Below are 19,547 nucleotides of genomic sequence, written 5' to 3'. Positions count from 1 at the left end.
TATATTAGGCACCCCTGATTAACAATCCCCAAAAGTCAGGACGACGTGGCGCCCCCGGTTCTGCGCAAATCGACCCAATCGCCCGGCGGATTGTTCCGAACCGGAATGACCCAAAATTCGACGCGTTAGAGCAGTGAGTCGCTCATAGTCCGAGTCACAAAATGCCTACGGCTCCTGAGCCCCGCCCACTGCGACATATACCGAATAAATCGACCGCGTTGCCGCAATGAACAACCGGTTGCGCCGAGCCCCGCCAAAGGTGAGGTTCGCGACGGTCTGCGGTACCCGAATCTTGCCGATCAGTTTGCCCGCCGGGTCGAAACAATGCACGCCATCGGCCGCGCTCGACCAGAGGTTCCCCTTCATGTCGGTGCGGATGCCGTCGGGGACGCCATTGTCGATGAGGCAGAAGACACGGCCGTTCGCGAGCCTGCTGCCGTCGACCACGTCGAATGCGCGGATGTGGCGCGGCAGGCTTTCGTCATGGCTTGCCGCCGAATCCGCTACATAGAGGATCGTCTCGTCCGGCGAGAAGGCAAGGCCGTTCGGCTGGGTGAAATCCGTGACGACGGCGGTAAGTTCCCCGGTCGCCAGGTCGAGCCGATAGACGTTGCGGGTCGCCTGCTCCGGTTCGGCCTGATAGCCTTCGTAGTCCGACATGATCCCGTAGGTCGGATCGGTGAACCAGATCGTGCCGTCCGATTTCACCACCACGTCGTTCGGCGAATTGAGCCTGGCGCCTTCGAAGCGGTCGGCGAGCACGGTGATCGAGCCGTCGATCTCGGTGCGCGTGACGCGGCGTCCGCCATGCTCGCAGGAGATCAGCCGGCCCTGGCGGTCGCGCGTGTGGCCGTTTGTGAAGTTCGAGGGTTGCCGATAGACGGAGACGCCGCTTTCCGGCGTCCATCGCAGCATGCGCTGGTTGGGAATATCGCTCCAGAGCAGCTGGTTCGCATCGTTGAACCAGACGGGCCCCTCCGCCCAGCGACAGCCGGAATAGAGTTCGTCGAGACCGGCGCTCGTCACGATCAACTGCCGGAAGCGCGGGTCGTGGATTTCGTAGATGCTGGCCTCGGCCATGGCGTTCTTCCCGATTATCGCATGCCGGCCCGGCGGCCGCCGGCGAGCATGATGACGCTGATGATGATGAGGCCGGTCATGATCAGGCGGATGCCCGCGCCGACCCCATAGGTGTTGAGCATGGAAACGACCAGGAACATGAAGAGCGATGCGCCCCAGATGCCCGGCACGTTGGAATCGCCGCCGGCGACCGCCGTGCCGCCGATCACGACGACCGCGATCGACATCAGGAGATATTCCGAGCCCATGTTGAGCGCCGCGCCGCCGGAGAAGCAGGCGAGCAGATAACCTGCGACCGATGCGAGCACGGCGCAGAAGAGATAGGTGACGAAACGCGTGCCGTCGACCGGAATGCCGGCCATGCGCGCGGCCGGCATGCTCTGGCCGATCGCCGAGATCCAGCGCCCGTAGATCGTCTTCTCAAGCAGAAACCAGGCCAGCAGCGAGATCAGGAGTGCGACGATCGCCACGTTCGGTACGCCGAGCGTGTTCGAGGTGGTGAATTCCGCGAGCCAGCTCGGAGGCTTGATGCGCAAGCCCCGGTTCGTCCAGATCGCGGCAGACTGCACGATAAAGCTCGTCGACAGCGTCGCAATGATCGGCGGAATGCGCAGCGCCTTGATGAGCGCATAGTTGCAGAGGCCGACGGCGAGACCGATGACGAGGGCGACGAGAAGGCCGGGCAGGATCAAGCCGTTTTCGACATTCATCAGCTTCAGCGCCACCGTGCCGGCAAGCGTCATGGTGGCGGGAACCGACAGATCGATATTGCCGGGACCGAGCGTGATGACGAACATCTGGCCGATGCCGACGATGACCGAGAAGGCGGCGAAAGTGAGCGCTGCCTGCGACAGGCCGAGCGTGCTGGCGCCAAGCGTCACCATGATCGTCAGGAACCACACGGTGAAAGCGGCAAGCCACGACCAGATCCAGGGCTTGCCGAAAAGGCGGAGCAATGGGGTCATCGGCGTTTCTCCTGCTTCTCCAGGCGGTTCAGCATCAGGCGGAGCGCCAGCACGATGATCAGGATCGCGCCCTGAGCCCCGATCTGCCAGTCGGGCGAGATGCGCAGGAAGGACAGGAACGAGCCGGCAAGCGTCAGTGTCAGCGCGCCGATGACGGCGCCGATTGGTGAGACGCGGCCGCCGATGAACTCGCCGCCGCCGAGGATCACGCCGGCGATCGACAAAAGCGTGTAGCGCAGGGCGATATTGGCATCGGCCGAGGTAGTCAGGCCGACGAGGGCGACGCCGGCGAGCACGGCGAAGAGGCCGGCAAGACCATAGGCGCTGGCGCGCGCCGCGACGATCGACCATCCGGCGCGCTCGACCGAGCGCTGGTTGCCGCCAATGCCGCGGATCAGCACGCCGAGCGAGGACCGCATGACGAGAAGATGGGCGACGACGGCAATGGCGATGCTGGCGACGATCGCCATCGGCGCCAGCGGCGGCTTGACGGTCATCAGCCAGCGCACCCAATCCGGTGCCTGCCCGCCTGGTGCCGGCAACAGCAGCACGGCAAGGCCACCCCAGACGAAACTCATGCCGAGGGTCACGACGATGGACGGCAGATTGCGCAGATGGATGACGACGCCGAGCGCCGCGTAGGTCGCGATTGCGCCGGCAAGGATCAGGACGCCGGTCACCGGCGCGTCGCGCAGAAAGGTCGCGGTGACGCAGGCGACGAAGCTGACGAAGGTGCCCATCGAGAGATCGAGATCGTTTACCGCCATGACCAGCATCTGGGCGATCGTCGCAAGCGCGATGGGCACAGCAAGGTTGAACAGCAGGTTGAGCCCGACATAGCTCACGGCGCGCGGCTGCATCCAGAAGACGGCGGCGAGCAGCAGCGTCAGCGACAAGGCGGGAATGGCGAGGCGCATGGCATCGGACGAGAGCCGGAACATTATGCGGCAACCCCTTCGAAGGAGGCGGCGATGATATTCTTCTCGTTGACGGCGTCGCCGGCGAGTTCGGCCTTGATACGGCCTTCGCGGAAGACGTAGACGCGGTCGCAAAGACGGACCTCGTCCATTTCAGTCGAATACCAGATGAAGGTGCGGCCGTGCGCGGCTTCCTCGCGGATGATGGCGTACACCTCCTGCTTCGTCCCGACGTCGACGCCGCGCATCGGGTCGTCCATCAGCACAACAGGCGCTCGCGTCGCAAGGGCGCGCGCAAAGAGCACTTTCTGCTGGTTGCCGCCGGAAAGCGACAGGATGCGGTTGCCCATATCGGGCGTGCGGATCTCGATCCGCCGCTTCCAGTCGGCGCCTTTGCTCTCCTCTTCATTTGCGAGGATGAGGCCGCGCCGCGACAGATCACCGAGCGAGGCGATGGAAAAGTTGCGCAGGATGCTCCACAGTTCGAAGACGCCGTTGAGGCGACGGTCGCCGGCGACGAAGGTAACGAGCGGATCGCGTTCAGGCAGCCAGTGGCCGGATTGGGCAGCATGGAGGGCCAGCAGCAGCTCGGTCTGCCCGTGGCCCGCCAGCCCCGCCAGTCCGACGATCTCGCCCTTGCGCGCCGCGAAGGGAAGGCCTTTCGCCTGATGCGACAGGATGAGCGGCGCGGTAGATTGTTCGCGCGCCGCGCGCTGCCCGCCCTCTTCCCTGGCGACGGTGCCCATGGCTTCCACGAGACTATGATGGTCGAAACCCTGTGCCGGGCGCTCGGCGACGACGCGGCCGTCCTTCATGACGACGATGCGGTCGGAGGTTTCGAGGATTTCGTGCAGGATATGCGAAATGAAGATGACGGAGCCGCCGGTGGCAATGAAGCGACGGACATGGTCGAGCATCTGGCGGGCGAGGCTTGCGTCGAGCGACGACGTGGGTTCGTCGAGGATCACCAGTCGCGGCGCGATGCCTGCATCGGAAAAGGCCATTGATATTTCGACCATCTGCCGTTCGGCGATCGAAAGATCGCCGACAGCCCGGCCGCTGTCGATACCATGGCCGGGAAAGACCGTATCGAGGCTCTTCTCGATGATTTTTGCGGCGCGCCTGCGCCAGCCGAAGCCGCCGAGATCGCGGTGCATGATGCGGGTGTTCTCGACGATCGAGAGGTTGGGGCAGAGCGAAAGTTCCTGGAAGACGCAGCGCACGCCGCGGGCGCGCGCCGCGTTGATGCCATAGCGCTCCAGCCTCTCGCCGTCGCTCGCCACGCTTCCTTCATGAGGCGTGAGGCCGCCGTTGATGACGCTGACAATCGTGGATTTGCCGGCGCCATTGTGGCCGACGAGGCCGACGCATTCGCCCGGCATGACGCGGAGCGTGACGCCGTCGAGCGCCCTGACCGCGCCAAAGTTCACCTTGGCGCCATCGACGGCGATCACCGCCTTCAAAACCTCATCCATGCTGCCCGCCACATCTGCTTCTCAAAGAATGCCGCGCGGCCATTTGCGGCCGCGCGGCAGTCGCCGGGAGATTTACTTTGCCGACTCGATGACCTTGATTGCATCAGCCTGCGTGTATTCCACGTTGGCGACGCCGCCGGCCTGGGTATTGGCGAGGTTCGTTTCGAGATTGTCCTGGTCGATGCGCAGGAATGGCACGACGAGGTCCTTCTTGACCTGCTTGCCGTCGAGGATCTGCTGGGCGACCCAGAAGGCGAGCGTGGAGACGCCGGGCGCGATCGACACCGACATGGTCTCGTAGCCCTTGCCGTCCTTCTGCTCCTTCCACCACTTCAGTTCGTCTTCGCGGTTGCCCATGATGATGGTCGGCATCTTCCGGTCGGTCGCGGCAATTGCCTGCGCGGCACCGTAACCGTCACCGCCCTGGGTCACCACGCCGACGATGTCGGGCAAGCTCGGCAGGATGCCGGCAACCGCCTTCTGCGCCACGTCCTGCGCCCAGTCGCCATGAACGGAGCCGACGACCTTGAACTGCGGGAACTGCTTGACGCCGTCGTGAATGCCGGCCGAGATCTCGTCATCGACGAAGACACCGGCAAGGCCGCGGATCTCGAGCAGGTTGCCGCCCTGGGGGAGCTTCTTCGAGAGATACTCCACCTCGCTGCGGCCCATTTCCTTGAAGTTGACGGCGATGCGCCAGGCGCAGGGTTCGGTCACGATGCCGTCGAAGGACACCACGGTGATGCCGGCGTCGCAGGCTTCCTTGACCGCGCCGTTCAGCGCCGTCGGCGAGGCCGCGTTCAGCACGATCGCGTCATAGCCCTGCAGGATCATGTTCTGGATCTGCGCCGCCTGCTCCGTCGCCTGGTTCTCGGCGGTGGTGAAAGGATCGGCAGCGGCAACGACGCCGGCCTTGACCGCTTCTCCCGTCACCTTGCCCCAACTCGTCAGCATGGCCTGGCGCCACGAGTTGCCGGCATAATTGTTGGAAAGGGCGATTTTCTTGGCCGACGTATCGGCAAAGGCGGAAACGGGCATCGCGGCGCAAGCAATAGCGGCCGATGCCAGAAGCATCTTACGGATTGTCATGTCTTCCTCCCTCATGATCGCCGGTCGGCGATCGCTTCACTCCTGCCTGTCCCAATTGGGCTCGAGTGAAAATTGTTCTTGCACTGAGCTTCCTCCTCTCAGTAAGGGCAGGATGCGGGAGATCGATTGGCCTGTACAGGGGCAAGGCAGCAAGTCGTTTGCGGGTTTTGCGCAACAAGCTGCGGGTTTACGCAAGACGGCGGGGCTTCCGTGGCGCTTACTGGGAAAGGATCGCGACGGGTTGAGGAGCCCGCTGCTGTCTCGGGGAGGAATTGACGATGCTGCATCTCGCACCCGCGGCCATGTTCGACCACTATCTCGGCATTTCCCGGCTGCTCGCGGGCCAGCTCGATTTCCGCTCGGCCATCCGCTCCGTCGCCGCCGAGGTCGCCCACATCATCCCCCACGACCATCTCGACGTCTGCGTCCTGCTTGAAGGCGGCAACTATCACACGGCCTATGAGACGGGCATCGAGACCGCCTGGGGCGAGATCGCCGGCGCGCCTGTCGTCAACAGCCCCATCCGTTCGCTGCTTTGGGGTGAAGTGGACTTTCTGCTGACAGACGACGCGATGACCGACCCGCGTTTCCATTTCGAGGGCGCGTTCAAGCGGCCGATCGTCGAACAGTCGCTGAGGAGCCGTTTGCATGTACCGATGAAGGTGCAGGGCACGATCATCGCCGCACTCTCCTGTTCGTCGCAAACGGCGGGCGTCTATACGATGGAGGATATCGAACGCGCCCGCATCATCGCCGATCTTCTGACGCCCTATTTCTTCGCGCTGCAGGCGGCCGAACAGGCGCAACGCTCGGCGATCGTCGAGGCGGAGGCGCGCGCCCGCGAGGAGGGACTGCGTCAAGGCGCGCTGAAGCTGACCGAAGCGCTGGAGCAGGAACGTCAGCGGATCGGCATGGATCTTCACGACCAGACGCTTGCCGACCTGACGCGGCTTGCCCGCCGGATCGACAGGCTGTCGCGCAACGGAGAGGTGACGCCTGAAGCGCTGGAGCCGCTCTCCCGCTCCCTGCAGCATTGCATGCAGGATCTGCGGCAGATCATCGAGCAGGCAAAACCCTCCGTGCTCCAGCTCTTCGGCCTCGCCCAGGCGATCGAGCATCATCTCGACCGATCGACCCGCGACACGGGATCGGCCATCGAATGGGGCCTCGTCGACGAGACCCACGGCGCACTGGAGCAATTGGAACCAACCGTCAGCGTCGCGCTGTTCCGCATCGCTCAGGAAGCGATCAACAATGCAGTGCGCCATGCCGCTCCGCTCGCCGTTACGGTGCGGCTCGAGGCCGACGACGAGCGGCTGTCGATCGAAATCTCCGACGACGGCACCGGGCTCGCCAAGGCGCGCGGACGGATCGGCGGCGGCATCGACAATATGAAGACCCGGGCACGGCTGATTTCCGCGCGCTTCACGACCGGGCCAGGCCACAACAATCGCGGAACTGCGGTGCGCGTCATGCTGGCGCTCGGCCCGCATGACCCGGCGAGCGGGCCGGACTGAGGAGAGAGGCGCAATGAAGGTTCTGATCGTCGAGGACGACCCGCTGCACCGGTCCTATCTGCACGAGGCTGTCAATGCGGCGCTGCCGGAATGCGACACGGTGATCGAGGCGGAAAACGGAACCGTCGGCGAAAAGCTCGCCCGTGACCACAAGTCCGCCCATATCGTCATGGACCTGCAGATGGCAAACCGCAACGGCATCGAGGCGGCGCGCACCATCTGGAAGGAACGGCCGGAAACCCGCATCCTGTTCTGGTCGAATTATTCGGACGAGGCCTATGTGCGCGGCGTCTCGCGCATCGTGCCGGATGGCGCAGCCTATGGCTATGTGCTGAAATCCGCCTCCGACGAGCGGCTGAAGCTTGCGCTGCGCTCGATCTTCATCGAGAGCCAGTGCGTCATCGACCGCGAAGTGCGAGGCCTGCAGCAGAAGAGCCTCGGCCAGACGAACGGTTTCACCGATTCCGAATACGAGATCCTCGTTGATATCGCGCTCGGCCTCACCGACCGGGCAATCGCCAAGCGCCGGGGCCTATCGCTACGCAGCGTACAGAACCGTTTGCAGCAGCTCTACGACAAGCTGGATGTCTACCAGAGCGCCGGCGACGACCACGAAGACGGCCGCTTCAATCTCCGCGCCCGCGCCGTGACCGTCGCTTTCCTGCGCAAACTCCTGAACTACAGCGCTCTGGAGCGGGCCGAGGCCGAGTTGCAGGAATGGCTGGATGGAAAGTAGTTTCGGGACAGGCTCGACGAGCGGCGAGGCGTCCGATTGCCTAAGCCTATAAGCTGTGCGATGCGTGGCGCCTCTCACGAGCTTCATATTCGGTCCCGTGTCTCGTCCTCATAGAAATACTCTCCTCCCCCTTCTGATGCTTCTGTTCGTCGGAACAGTCTGCAACTCGATGATCGCACCATTCATGGGGTTCTTTATCGTCGATGGCTTGAAGCAGCCTCCATGGACAATCAGCCTCTATGCGGGCGCTCTCTCGTGCCTTGCAATCACCGTCAATCGTCAATTTGCAAGGCGTATTGACCGCGGCGAAAGTGCCTTTGCGCTGATCGGGATCGCCTTGGGCGGCTACCTGCTGGCGAACCTCGCTCTGTCAACGGTTCCGTCTCTGTGGGCGGCGCTGACATTCGGCGTCGTCGGGTTCGGACTGAGCACCAGCGCAGTCTCGACAATGTTCAGCCTCGGGGCAGCTTTGGCCGAACGACACCAGATCGAGCGGAACCGGCTGAACGCCTTCATGCGCGCCACGACATCCACGGCCTGGATGGTCGGACCAGCGGTATCCTTTCTCGTTGCGGACCAAATGGGCAAGATCGCAGTTTTCAGGTTCTGCCTGTTGCTCGGGCTTGTATGGCTGGCACTTTGGTTGTGGGTCAAGCCGCAGAATGCTACGGCCAAGCCCAAGGAAAACGTCCTCGAAAACCACCAAGGCGGCAGCGCAAATCCCGGCCTTTGGCTTGCCGCAACATTTGTGTTCTGCCTGTCGTCCGCCCACTCTCTGACGTTTTCGACCTTGCCTCTCTTCTATATCAAGGAGGTTGGCCTGCCCGGCTATGCGCCTGGGACAGCCTTCACCGTAAAAACCTTTGTCGAAGTCCTCGCTATTTTTTCGACCCCGCTTCTCATCGCCCGGTTTGGGATTCGGAAATCCCTGATGGCCACAACGCTGTTGGCCGTCGTCGCCATCCAGGTTCTGGCTTCGGTCCAAACCTTTCCACAGATGTTGGTCGGCGCGGCAATGGAGGGGCTGTACTACGGGCTTTATGCAAGTATGGGCATCAGTTTTGTCCAGTCCTATGCCGGAGGTCGGCCGGCGCGTGCGACGGCAATTTACTGGAACACGTTGATGATCAGCGGCGTATTGGCAGGTCCGGCCGTGGGATTGATCGCACAGGCCTATGGCTTTCGGACCGTGCTTCAAGTTGCTTCCTCCGTCGCCCTCTTCGCCGCCGTCGTTCTGTTGCTCGGCACCCGCCAATCCAGAATTTTGACCTCGTCTCCGCCTTGAAAGCGCAAATCTGCATGCGTTGAAATTGGCCGGACCGCGCCCGCCATACCAGGCCTTCGTGCAGAAATCGGGTGGCAGATGCCGAGCCAGCGTGCAGAATCAATTCGCCGTCAAAGGAGGAATTCATGCTCACGCTTCACGATTATCTCCCGTCGCAGAATGGCTGGAAGGCCAGGGTCCTGTTCGGGCTGCTGGACATTCCGTATCAAGCCCGCTTGCTATCGATTTTCGAAGGCGAGGCCCGCACCGATGCCTTTTTCGCCCTCAATCCGGCAGGAGGCATTCCGGTTTTGGAACTGGAGGATGGGCGGACGATCGCAGAGTCCAATGCTATCCTCGCCTATCTGGCCGAGGGCACCCGGTTTCTGCCGGCGGATCTCTATCAACGCGCTAAGGTCATGCAGTGGCTGTTCTTCGAGCAGTATCACGTCGAGCCGGTCATCGGCACGCTGCGTTTCTGGACGTTGACGGGGCGCCTCGAACTGAACGCAGCGATGGCCGAAGCCAAACGTGCGGCCGGGCTCCGCGCCCTTGCCGCACTGGAACGCGGGTTGAAGGGCACGCCGTATCTGGTTGGAGAGGAGTTTTCGATCGCGGACTTGGCGGTTTACGCCTATGCCCATCGGGCATCAGATTGCGGCTTCGTCGTAACCGATTATCCGGCAGTTGCGGCGTGGTTCGATCGCGTGCGGGACGTTATCGGTCCCGGCTATCCGATCTATCTCTACAGCGACGACCCTCATTCAGCCATCTGAGCGCGACGCATCAGCGACGTGAATCGATCCGCCGCGAACGATTCAGAGAACGCGTTGGACGGCCAAACGATGAGCACGCATGATCGGCTATGGATGCAAAAGCCGACATCATGCTGCTCTACCGGATCGTTACGTCTCGGAACATGGCGCGCTTCTATCGCCTGTCGATCCAGCCGAATTTGTTCGGTGGCAGTTCTCTCCTGCGCAACTGGGGCCGGATCGGGACCGAGGGTCGGCTGAGAGTGGAACTGTTCGATACGGCCGAGGAGGCTGCGATTGCCTATGAGCGCATGGCCGGCCGCAAGTTGCGTCGCGGCTATCGGTGCGAGGGTGCAGCCGACGCCATGCAAGGGACCGTTCACGCTGCGCGACACGAAGACCGCTGAAGCATTGCCGGCGGTTCGCATATTCCGTCGCGTGGCCTGATCCATACGCTCGACAGGGACTTGACCAGTGCCACCCCGGTCGATCTTCTCCGCCCGACGGGATCGAGGAAATGTCAAATATTGACATCGCGACCCGGATACACAACAATTCATTCAGCAATCTGGATTAGGAGGCCGTAGGTTATGACCAGCAGCCTGCATGTTAGCTTGCCCGATGAAATGCGCGCCTTCGTCGATATGCGCGCCAACGGGAAGAGCCAATATACGACGCCGAGCGAATATGTGCGCGCGCTCATTCGCGAAGACATGGCACGCGAAGAAGACCGCCGCTATGCCATCCGCTCGCTGTTGCGTGCGGAAGAGGAATTCCGGCGTGGAGAGATGCTGCCCCTTTCTGCGCTGGACGCCGTCGATGCTGAACTGGATGAAGAGCTGCGGTAGTGGCCCCTCGCGTGCTCATTCTGCCGACAGCACTTGATAACTATCGTCTGGCAGTTCGCGAAACGGCGCGGAAATGGTCCTCCGAACAGGCAAAGGCATATGGCCGCCTGCTGCGGGTGGGATTTGAAGGCATCCCTGAAGCCTATGCCCGCGTGAAGGCAAAGAAAGAGGAGCGCGTCGGGAATTCGCTCTTCCGGCTCCACAAGATCGAGCACCACTACGCCGTCTACATTGTCGTCGACGATGCAACCTTCGTCATTGCCGCAGTCCTGCACGAGCGGATGGACATTCCCGCACAGCTGCAGGCAATCGAACGATTGACCCACAGAGAGTATGAAGCGCTGATGGGACATTCTCGGCCGAAGTCTTAAGGACGGTCGATCCTCAGCGCCGTGGCGTCTGAAGCGTGATCCATCCGGCCACCCGGAACGGGCTGGCACGAGCCCATTGCTATCAATCAATTCTCAGAGCTGTCGTGATCGGCAACCGGGGACCGGTTGGCACCAGATTGCGATGTCCATACCGCTATATCGACGAGCAGAACGCAGAGAAGCTTCGGGAAACGGCGCATGCCATGATTCCGGAACTCTTCGCCTCGCGGAGCGAATGACCATAGGTTTTCCGGACCATCTCCCTTCAGCTTGGCCTTGAAAGCAATAGGGTCATCGCGTCGGCTGATTGATCAACGTGCGATCCAGGAAGCCAAGCACCCGCGTCGTCAGCAGCGCGGTCGCATCCGCATCATAGGACGGCAGCGAGCTGTCGGCGAAATAGTGCTGATCGCCGGGGTACAGAAAAAGCTCCGCATCTTCGACTTTCTCGACGATCTCGCGGGCGGCATCGATATCGCCCTCGCCGACGAAAATCGGGTCGTTGTCCATTCCGTGGATCTGGACTGCGACGCCGTCCGGCCAGGGCCCGAAGGCCCATTCGCCACTGATCGGCAGGCAGGAATAGAAGAGTAGAGCCCCGCGCGCACCGGGCCGCGTCTGCGCCAGCTTCTGTGCCGGCAGCACGCCGAATGAAAACCCGGCATAGACAAGCGCAGCAGGCAGCTTGTCGGCAACGCCGACGCCGCGCTCTCTCATGGCGTCGAATCCAATCTCACCGATATAGGCAAGCCCCTCGTCGATGCTTGGGAATGTGCGCCCCTCGAAGAGATCGGGCGTATGCACGACGTGGCCGCCGGCCCGCAAGGCATCGGCGAAGGCGCGCACACCTGGCGTCAGCCCCTGCGCGTGATGGAACAACAAGATCTCAGCCATACCGAACCTTCTCTCCGGAAGCGCTATCTAGGGCGCACCACCAAAGAAGGCGAGCCGGGTGAGGATCGTGTAATCCGCTTCCGATACCATCAGCGCCACGAAGACCAGCACCAAGAGCGGCGGCAGCAGGATGGCATAGACCAGCGCCAGGCGTTCCCAGGCCATGTGCATGAAGACGGCGACGATGAGGCCGGCCTTCAGCATCATGAACAGGAGGATCAGCGTCCATCTGAGATAGCCCTGGATGCCGAGGTAATCGACCATGTAGGAAAAGGCGCTGAGCACGAAGAGCAGGCCCCAGACGAGGAAATAGAGCCCGATCGGGTGCTGCTGTCCGGTATGTGCCTGTGCATGCGTTGTTTGGACTTCTGCATGCGCCGTTGTCTCGCTCATAACGACCTCACCACAGATAGAAGAATGCGAAGATGAAGACCCAGACCAGGTCGACGAAGTGCCAGTAGAGGCCCATGATCTCGACGGCCTCGTAGCGGCCTTTCCGGCTGGTGAAGAAGCCGCGCCGTTCCACGTCGAAATCGCCGCGCCAGACCTTGCGGGCGATGATGATGAGGAAGATGACGCCGATCGTGACATGGGTGCCGTGAAAGCCCGTGATCATGAAGAAGGTCGATCCGAATTGTGCGGCCCCCCACGGGTTTCCCCAGGGGCGCACACCTTCGGTGATCAGCTTCGTCCATTCGAAGGCCTGCATGCTGACGAAGGTTGCGCCGAGAAGCGCCGTCAGCAGCATCAGCACCGCAGTCGTACGGCGGTCGCGGCGATAGCCGAAATTAACCGCCATCGCCATAGTGCCGCTGCTCGAGATCAGTACGAAGGTCATGATCGCGATCAGGATCAGCGGCACGTCCTCACCGCCGATATGCAGCGCGAAGACCTCGCTCGGATTGGGCCAGGCGACCGGCGTCGACATGCGCGCGGTCATATAGGCGATGAGGAAGCAGCCGAAGACGAAGGTGTCGCTCAACAGAAAGATCCACATCATCGCCTTGCCCCAGGAGGCGGTTTTGAAGGCACGCTGATCCGAGCTGAAATCGGCGGCGACACCGCGTAGGCCTGACGGCCTGAGGTTTGCCTCGTCATGCGTCGCGACAGTGTGTGCCATCTGCTCCCCCTAATTCAACAATGTGCGGCAGAGATCGACGAAATCGTTGGCCCAGCCGGCAAAGAGCGCGAAGAGCAGCAGCCAGACGGCGAGCATGAAATGCGAATAAATGGCCGAGAGATCGACGCTGAGCCGAAGCCTCTCCGGCGCGACATCGGCAGCGAAGGCCCTGGCCGTCGTGTGCGCGAGCACGGCAAGCCCACCGAGAATATGAAGGCCATGCAGGCCGGTCAGCATGTAGAAGAAGCTGTTGGCGGGGTTGTCGGCGAGCACATAGCCGGCGGCCACGAGTTCCCGCCATGCCTGAACCTGCCCGGCGAGAAAGAAGACGGCAAGGGCAAGCGCGGCGACGAGCGCCGGCCGCAGCGCTTCCATGCGGCCGTGCTGCGCTTCGCGTTTGGCCCATTGCAGCGCCCCGCTGCTAAGCGCAAGCGCCGCGGTATTCACCCAGAGCAATCGCGGAACCGGCATCCCCCACCAGTCGGCCGAGGCCGCACGCATGAAATAGGCGCTGACGGCAAGGCTGAAGAGCGCGCCGACGACACCGAGAAAGATGAAGAGGCCGACCTTCACGGCCGGCACGGACGGTCGCTCATCGCCGGCATGCACCGGCATCTGCACGGATCCGGTCTCCAGCCAGGGCTTGGACGTCAGCCGCTGCCCGGAGAGCCACCAGATCATGATTGCGGCGATCGCGGCCAGAAAGATCAGGACGATGCTCATGCCGGAGCCTCCCGGGTGACGCCGCCCGTTGCCGGCACATTCTGCGGAATGAAATCCTCCGCCGCCCCCGGCACGCTGTAGTCATAGGCCCAGCGGTAAACAATGGGCAGATCCTTGCCCCAGTTGCCATGCGTCGGCGGCGTCTGAGGCGTCTGCCATTCGAGCGTCGTTGCCCGCCATGGATTGCCACCGGCCTCCCTGCCCCGGAAAAGGCTCCAGGCGAGATTGAACAGGAAAACCATCTGCCCTGCCCCGACGATGAGCGCCATAACGGTGATGAAGATATTCAGCGTATGGGCCGAAGGCGGAACGAAGGCTGTCTCCCCCATCTCGAAATAGCGGCGCGGCACGCCAAGCAGGCCGAGATAATGCATCGGGAAGAAGATCGCATAGGTGCCGAGGAAGGTGATCCAGAAGTGGATCCGGCCGAGCGTCTCGTCCAGCATGCGCCCCGTCACCTTCGGATACCAGTGATAGATCGCCCCAAAGATGACGAGGATCGGCGCGACCCCCATGACCATGTGGAAATGCGCGACCACGAACATCGTGTCCGACAGCGGCACGTCGACGACAACATTGCCGAGGAAGAGGCCGGTCAGACCACCATTGACGAAGGTGACGATGAAGGCGAGCGCAAAGAGCATCGGCAGCGTCAGGTGGATATCGCCGCGCCAGAGCGTCAGCACCCAGTTATAGACCTTGATCGCCGTCGGAATGGCGATGATCAGCGTCGTGGTGGCGAAGAAGAAGCCGAAGGCTGGGTGCATGCCGCTGACATACATGTGGTGCGCCCAGACGACGAAGCTCAGGGCGCCGATAATGACGATCGCCCAGACCATCATGCGATAACCGAAGATGTTCTTGCGCGCATGCGTGCTGATCAGGTCCGAGACGATGCCGAAGGCCGGCAGTGCCACGATATAGACCTCGGGATGACCGAAGAACCAGAAGAGGTGCTGGAAGAGGATTGGGCTGCCACCGCCATGCTGCAACTGCGTGCCCATCTCGACGATGGCGGGCATGAAGAAGCTGGTGCCGAGCAGGCGGTCGAACAGCATCATCACGCAGGCGACGAAGAGTGCGGGAAAGGCCAAGAGCGCCATCACTGTCGCGGTGAAGATGCCCCAGACGGTAAGCGGCATCCGCATCAGCGTCATCCCCCGCGCCCGCCCTTGCAGCACCGTCACCACATAGTTCAGCCCGCCCATGGTGAAGCCGATGATGAAGACGATCAGCGAAATCAGCATCAGGAGGATGCCCCAGTCCTTACCGCCTGGCGTGCCTGAGAGAACCGACTGCGGGGGATAGAGCGTCCAGCCGGCTCCCGTCGGGCCGCCGGGAGCGAAGAAGCCGGCAGCGAGGATCAGCACCGCAAGCAGGTAGATCCAGTAGCTCAGCATGTTGGCGTAAGGAAATACCATGTCGCGCGCGCCGACCATCAGCGGGATGAGATAGTTGCCGAAGCCGCCGAGGAAGAGCGCGGTCAGGAGATAGATCACCATGATCATGCCGTGCATGGTGATGAACTGGTAATAATGGTCGGCATCGATGAAGGAGAGATAGCCGGGAAAGGCGAGCTGAATCCGCATCAGCCAGGAAAGCACCAGCGCCACAAGGCCGATCGAGATGGCGGTCAGAGAATATTGCACGGCGATGATCTTGGCATCCTGGCTGAACACATATTTCGTCCACCAGCTGTGCGGATGATAAAGCTCGACATCCTCGACTTCGGCGGAGGGGATGCTGCCGGATGGAATCTCGACCATGATCTCTCTTCCCTTCCCGCCGGTTAACTCAACCGGCATGCGGTCCGCGACCGCTGCGCCACGTCAGTTCGCCGGCGGCGGCTCTCCGGACGACGCCGTCAACTGAGTGAATGTCTGCTGCTGCCCAAGCCAGGTCTGGTAGTCCGCCTCGCTGTCGACGACGACGGTGCCGCGCATTTGCGGATGGCCGACGCCACAGAGTTCGGCGCAGAGGATCTCGAACGTGCCGGTCCGCGTCGGCGTCAGCCAGAAATAAGTGACCATGCCGGGGATCATGTCCATCTTGGCGCGGAATTCCGGCACGTAGAAATCATGGAGCACGTCGATCGAGCGCAGCAATATGTGCACCGGCTTGCCGATCGGCAGATGCAGCTCGCCGCCTTCGACGATGATGTCGTCGAGGCCGCTTGCGTCGTTCTTGTCGAGACCGAGCGGGTTTTCGGCCGTGACGTCGCGCGTGTCGGCGCGGCCGAGCTTTCCGTCCGCGCCCGGCAGGCGGAAGCTCCACAGCCACTGCTGGCTGACGACCTCGACCGAAGCGGCATCGGCGGGCACCGTGATGAACTGGTTCCAGACGATGAGGCCGGGCGCGAGCATCGCGGCGACGCCGACCGCCGTTCCCGAGGCGAGCATCACCTCCAGCCTGCGGTTTTCAGGCTCGTAATGCGCCCTGTTGCCGGGCTTGTGCCGGAAGCGGTAGACGCAATAGGCCATGAACGAGACCACCGCCACGAAGACGATGCCGGTGATCCAGAAGGTGATGACGAGGGTGCTGTCGATATAGGTCCAGTTGGACGCGATCGGCGTCCACCACCACGGGCTCAGCACATGGAACAGTACGGAGCCGACGACAATCAGGACGAGGATCAGCACGACAGCCATGTCCGCTCCTCCTCGAGCAGGTTGACCGTGAAACCGTATTCCGCAAAAAGTCCGTGTTTATTATCGCACAGATAGAAAATATCGGCAATTACGGCAATTTACTCACATGTCGCGCCGTATCGGCTCGCCATTCTGGAGTATTGCCGTCATCTGGAACATCGCCTCTCATTTCGAATATTGCTTGAGATAAGCGATAAGGTCGGTGATCTCCTGATCGTCCTTGAGACCGACAAAGGCCATTTTCGTGCCCTTCACCTTTACTCGCGGATTGTGGAGATAGTCGCGTAGAGTCGCCTCGTCCCAGACGAGACCGCCGTCACCGGCCTCTTTCATCGAGGCCGAATAGGCAAAATCGGGATGCGTCCCGGCCTTTCGGCCGAATAACCCGTTTAGCGACGGGCCGACCTTGTTCGTATCGGATTCGACGATGTGACAGGTCGCGCATTTTTTGAAAACGGTGGCGCCCGCCGTTGCATCACCCTGCTGCGCCCCGGCGTCAGCAGAGGAAAAGACAATGACAGATGCGGCGATCAGCAGAACAACACGGTAGTTCACGGCAAACCCATCCTCCTCAAGCTTGCCCAGCCACTCGCCCCTCCGCCGCCATTGCCATGCGGAGTATGTTAGCGATCCTTAAAGCTTAGTGCTTCGCGGACGCAAGTCAATCGGGTGGGCAATTCTGACGCAGGGTGGCAGATATCCGCGCGATCGCACCCGTCGGGCGCGCCGGCTTCAGCCGTCAAAAATCCTCCCATTGCCGGTCCGCAGCAGCAGTGGCAGACGAACCGTTTCCGAACGCCGTCGTCAGCCTCTGTTTCAAGGCATGAGCGGGAGACGTGGCCGCTCCTCGTTGGATGAGCGAAATCTGGGCTGCGCGAGGCCGTTGCTCGCCATGGTGCTGGGCGCCAGCATGGCGGCCGATGGCCCCTGAAGAAGCATCGAGCCGGAACTGAGCGAGGCGGTCGGACAAGACCGTGACTTCGGTTGCGAGCGTATGGGACGCAGCGTTCGACTGCTCGACCATTGCCGCATTTTGCTGAGTCGACTGGTCCATCTGATTGACGGCGGTGTTGATCTCCTGAAGCCCCGTCGACTGCTCCCGGGCGGATTGAACGATCGCGTGGACATTCTGATTGATCTGCTGCACTTCCTCGACAATTCGAGTGAGAACGGCGCCTGTCTGGCTGACAAGATCGACGCCATGCTTGACCTGTGCTCCAGATGAGATGATCAGCGCCTTGATCTCCTTGGCCGCATTGGCTGAGCGCTGGGCAAGTTCACGGACTTCCTGTGCGACCACGGCGAAGCCTTTGCCGGCCTCACCCGCACGCGCGGCTTCGACGCCGGCGTTGAGGGCAAGCAGATTGGTCTGAAACGCAATGTCGTCGATGACGCCGATGATGTTGGAGATCGAATTCGACGATTGCTCGATGTCGTGCATTGCTTCCACCGCGCTGCGGACGATTTGACCCGAGCGCTCGGCGTTCTCCTTGGTGCGCGTGACCATGGATCCCGCTTCCTCGGCGCGAACAGTGGAATCCTTGACCGATGTGGTGATCTGTTCGAGCGCCGCGGCGGTCTCCTCGACAGAGGCAGCCTGCTGTTCCGTCCGTCGCGCAAGGTCGTCGGCGGCCGCACGAATTTCGTCCGCGCCGGCCTGTATCACCTGCGCATTCTGCGAGAACGACGTCATTGCCGAACGCAGTTTGACGACCGACTCATTGAAATTGGTTCGGGCTTCATCGAGCGCCGGCGTGAAAGGCTTTTCCAGCGCGACCGTCATATCACCTTCCGCCAGTCTAGCCAGACCAAGCGCCAGTTCACCGACGGCAAATTTGACGTCCGCTTCCTGGGCTTGGGCGACCCGTGTCCGCTCGGAACGTTCCTGGTCCTGCTGTACCCGACCAGCTTCCGCCTCGGCTTCCAGCTGCGCCTTTTGGCGGTTGCCTTCCAGGAGGACCTCCAGGGAGCGCGAGAGATCCCCGATTTCATCGCGTGCGTCGACGCCGCTGATCCGGACGTCGAGCTTTCCGGCTGCAATCCCGGCGGTCTCATCGATCACGCTGGAAATCCGGCTGACGAAGCGGCGCGCAATCAGCCATCCGACCAAGCCCAATAGAACTGCGGCCACGCCGGTGCTGATCGCCGCGTGCCGCATGATCGTGTCGAGATGGGCAAAGAGCGTCGTCTTGGGTACGGACACGATCGCAAACCAGTTCGAGCTTTCCGCAAGCCTGACCGGGACGACCACGGCCAGCGACACCGTGCCATCCTGGCCCGTGACTTCACGCTCCTGACCGGGATTGGCGATCAGATGCTCCCAGCCTGCCGTTTCGGCTCCTGCCTCGGAGAGATTTTTCCCGATAAGGCCGGCGTTGGGGTGGCTGACGATCTTTCCCGCGCTGGTCACCAGGCTGATGAAGCCGGTCTCCATCGGATGAACCTGCGAAAAGGCCTTGTTGGTATCCTGAAGAGAAAGGTCGAGCCCTGCCACTCCAACCGCTTTGCCATCGATGACGATCGGCTTGGCGACCGAGGTCATCAGCACGTCCTTGCCGTCGATCGCATAGAGATAGGGCTCGATGACGGTCGTCTTGCCCGTCCTGAACGGGATCTGATAATAATCGCCGGGACCAGAAACCGTGTAGTCCGTCAAAGCGGCATGCGTAATTTGCCCGCCACTGCGAACCCAATAGGGGATATATCGCCCCGTCTGGTCATGTCCGTCCTTGTTGACGAACTCCTTGTCCTTTCCATCGAAGGCGTCCGGCTCCCAGCCCGTCCATGTCCCAAGGACGTTCGTATTGGCCTCAAGCATATTCGTCAGGATCTTGTCGGCCCTCGCGCGGTCGGCATCTCCGGTCTGTTTCATCGTCGACAGAACCGTGTCGAGACTGTCGACGATGTGGACCGTGCCGCCAATATCTCTTTCGACCGCCACGGCCTCCGAGCGGGCGATCTGCCGCATCTGCTCGATGCTTTCCGTGCGAATGGCGTGGTATGAGCTGTAGAATAGGACACCCGAAGCTGCAACAACGGCGACAACGCCGCAGGCGGCAATCGAGAACAAATTACGACCAGTCGTTGATTTAAACAGCATCCCCTGCCCCAAGTACTGTGACGATCCCAATTCTGCCGGATCAAC

At 61.9% G+C, this 19,547-nt stretch carries 20 protein-coding genes; 7 read left to right on the top strand and 13 right to left on the bottom strand.

Features of this window, described 5'->3' with window-relative positions:
* Positions 1 to 165: 165 nt before the first annotated feature.
* The 5 genes from NE852_RS26910 to NE852_RS26890 form a co-directional block, all read right to left on the bottom strand.
* Positions 166 to 1,080 carry an SMP-30/gluconolactonase/LRE family protein gene (locus NE852_RS26910; protein ID WP_008536444.1) on the bottom strand — a complete coding sequence of 305 codons (915 nt, stop codon included), beginning with the start codon at positions 1,078 to 1,080 and terminating at the stop codon, positions 166 to 168.
* A gap of 14 nt (positions 1,081 to 1,094) precedes the next feature.
* Positions 1,095 to 2,045 (bottom strand): ABC transporter permease, encoded by a 951-nt coding sequence (locus NE852_RS26905; protein ID WP_008536443.1) that lies wholly within the window; start codon positions 2,043 to 2,045, stop codon positions 1,095 to 1,097.
* Positions 2,042 to 2,989, bottom strand: a complete 948-nt coding sequence (locus tag NE852_RS26900; RefSeq protein ID WP_037175612.1) for an ABC transporter permease — start codon at positions 2,987 to 2,989, stop codon at positions 2,042 to 2,044. Before NE852_RS26900 ends, NE852_RS26905 begins: the two co-directional genes overlap by 4 nt.
* Positions 2,986 to 4,437: a sugar ABC transporter ATP-binding protein gene (locus NE852_RS26895; RefSeq protein ID WP_008536441.1), complete on the bottom strand. Its 1,452-nt coding sequence runs from the start codon at positions 4,435 to 4,437 to the stop codon at positions 2,986 to 2,988. Before NE852_RS26895 ends, NE852_RS26900 begins: the two co-directional genes overlap by 4 nt.
* Before the next feature lie 72 nt (positions 4,438 to 4,509).
* Positions 4,510 to 5,526, bottom strand: a complete 1,017-nt coding sequence (locus tag NE852_RS26890; protein ID WP_008536440.1) for an ABC transporter substrate-binding protein — start codon at positions 5,524 to 5,526, stop codon at positions 4,510 to 4,512.
* A gap of 278 nt (positions 5,527 to 5,804) precedes the next feature.
* Here NE852_RS26890 and NE852_RS26885 point away from each other — a divergent pair, with 278 nt between their 5' ends.
* The 7 genes from NE852_RS26885 (at position 5,805) to NE852_RS26855 (ending at position 11,017) form a co-directional block, all read left to right on the top strand.
* Positions 5,805 to 7,043, top strand: a complete 1,239-nt coding sequence (locus NE852_RS26885) for a sensor histidine kinase (RefSeq protein WP_008536438.1) — start codon at positions 5,805 to 5,807, stop codon at positions 7,041 to 7,043.
* 13 nt (positions 7,044 to 7,056) lie between these two features.
* The gene (locus tag NE852_RS26880) at positions 7,057 to 7,779 is read left to right on the top strand and encodes a response regulator transcription factor (RefSeq protein WP_008536437.1); all 723 of its coding nucleotides are present in this window, start codon (positions 7,057 to 7,059) and stop codon (positions 7,777 to 7,779) included.
* A 136-nt stretch (positions 7,780 to 7,915) separates the two neighbouring features.
* The gene (locus NE852_RS26875; protein ID WP_008536435.1) at positions 7,916 to 9,064 is read left to right on the top strand and encodes an MFS transporter; all 1,149 of its coding nucleotides are present in this window, start codon (positions 7,916 to 7,918) and stop codon (positions 9,062 to 9,064) included.
* Between the two features lie 125 nt (positions 9,065 to 9,189).
* The gene (locus NE852_RS26870) at positions 9,190 to 9,819 is read left to right on the top strand and encodes a glutathione S-transferase family protein (protein WP_008536434.1); all 630 of its coding nucleotides are present in this window, start codon (positions 9,190 to 9,192) and stop codon (positions 9,817 to 9,819) included.
* Positions 9,820 to 9,908: 89 nt separating this feature from the next.
* A complete protein-coding gene (locus NE852_RS26865) occupies positions 9,909 to 10,205 on the top strand; it encodes a WGR domain-containing protein (RefSeq protein WP_008536432.1) in 297 nt (98 codons plus the stop codon).
* Positions 10,206 to 10,388: 183 nt separating this feature from the next.
* On the top strand, positions 10,389 to 10,646 hold the full coding sequence (locus NE852_RS26860; RefSeq protein ID WP_008536431.1) for a hypothetical protein: 258 nt from the start codon (positions 10,389 to 10,391) through the stop codon (positions 10,644 to 10,646).
* Positions 10,646 to 11,017 carry a type II toxin-antitoxin system RelE/ParE family toxin gene (locus tag NE852_RS26855; protein ID WP_008536430.1) on the top strand — a complete coding sequence of 124 codons (372 nt, stop codon included), beginning with the start codon at positions 10,646 to 10,648 and terminating at the stop codon, positions 11,015 to 11,017. The genes NE852_RS26860 and NE852_RS26855 overlap by 1 nt, the downstream gene beginning before the upstream one ends.
* A gap of 291 nt (positions 11,018 to 11,308) precedes the next feature.
* On the opposite strand, the gene NE852_RS26850 is transcribed toward NE852_RS26855, so the two are convergent.
* The 8 genes from NE852_RS26850 to NE852_RS26815 form a co-directional block, all read right to left on the bottom strand.
* Positions 11,309 to 11,911 (bottom strand): dienelactone hydrolase family protein, encoded by a 603-nt coding sequence (locus NE852_RS26850; RefSeq protein ID WP_008536429.1) that lies wholly within the window; start codon positions 11,909 to 11,911, stop codon positions 11,309 to 11,311.
* A 27-nt stretch (positions 11,912 to 11,938) separates the two neighbouring features.
* A complete protein-coding gene (locus NE852_RS26845) occupies positions 11,939 to 12,304 on the bottom strand; it encodes a cytochrome C oxidase subunit IV family protein (RefSeq protein WP_008536427.1) in 366 nt (121 codons plus the stop codon).
* A gap of 7 nt (positions 12,305 to 12,311) precedes the next feature.
* Complete coding sequence (locus tag NE852_RS26840) at positions 12,312 to 13,031, bottom strand: heme-copper oxidase subunit III family protein (RefSeq protein WP_008536426.1); 720 nt, start codon at positions 13,029 to 13,031, stop codon at positions 12,312 to 12,314.
* Positions 13,032 to 13,040: 9 nt separating this feature from the next.
* Complete coding sequence (locus tag NE852_RS26835; RefSeq protein WP_258156961.1) at positions 13,041 to 13,754, bottom strand: cytochrome c oxidase subunit 3; 714 nt, start codon at positions 13,752 to 13,754, stop codon at positions 13,041 to 13,043.
* The gene (gene ctaD / locus NE852_RS26830) at positions 13,751 to 15,520 is read right to left on the bottom strand and encodes a cytochrome c oxidase subunit I (RefSeq protein WP_008536423.1); all 1,770 of its coding nucleotides are present in this window, start codon (positions 15,518 to 15,520) and stop codon (positions 13,751 to 13,753) included. Before ctaD ends, NE852_RS26835 begins: the two co-directional genes overlap by 4 nt.
* A gap of 63 nt (positions 15,521 to 15,583) precedes the next feature.
* Complete coding sequence (locus tag NE852_RS26825; protein ID WP_008536421.1) at positions 15,584 to 16,402, bottom strand: cytochrome c oxidase subunit II; 819 nt, start codon at positions 16,400 to 16,402, stop codon at positions 15,584 to 15,586.
* Between the two features lie 165 nt (positions 16,403 to 16,567).
* Positions 16,568 to 16,957, bottom strand: coding sequence for a cytochrome c family protein (locus NE852_RS26820; RefSeq protein WP_008536420.1), 390 nt, complete (start codon positions 16,955 to 16,957; stop codon positions 16,568 to 16,570).
* Positions 16,958 to 17,141: 184 nt separating this feature from the next.
* Complete coding sequence (locus NE852_RS26815) at positions 17,142 to 19,502, bottom strand: methyl-accepting chemotaxis protein (protein WP_258156960.1); 2,361 nt, start codon at positions 19,500 to 19,502, stop codon at positions 17,142 to 17,144.
* Between the last annotated feature and the right edge of the window lie 45 nt (positions 19,503 to 19,547).

Origin of the sequence: Rhizobium sp. Pop5, from assembly GCF_024721175.1 — a bacterium.
Lineage (GTDB): Bacteria > Pseudomonadota > Alphaproteobacteria > Rhizobiales > Rhizobiaceae > Rhizobium.
Note: the sequence above shows the minus strand (reverse complement) of the source record. Positions and strands in the feature narration are given on the sequence as shown.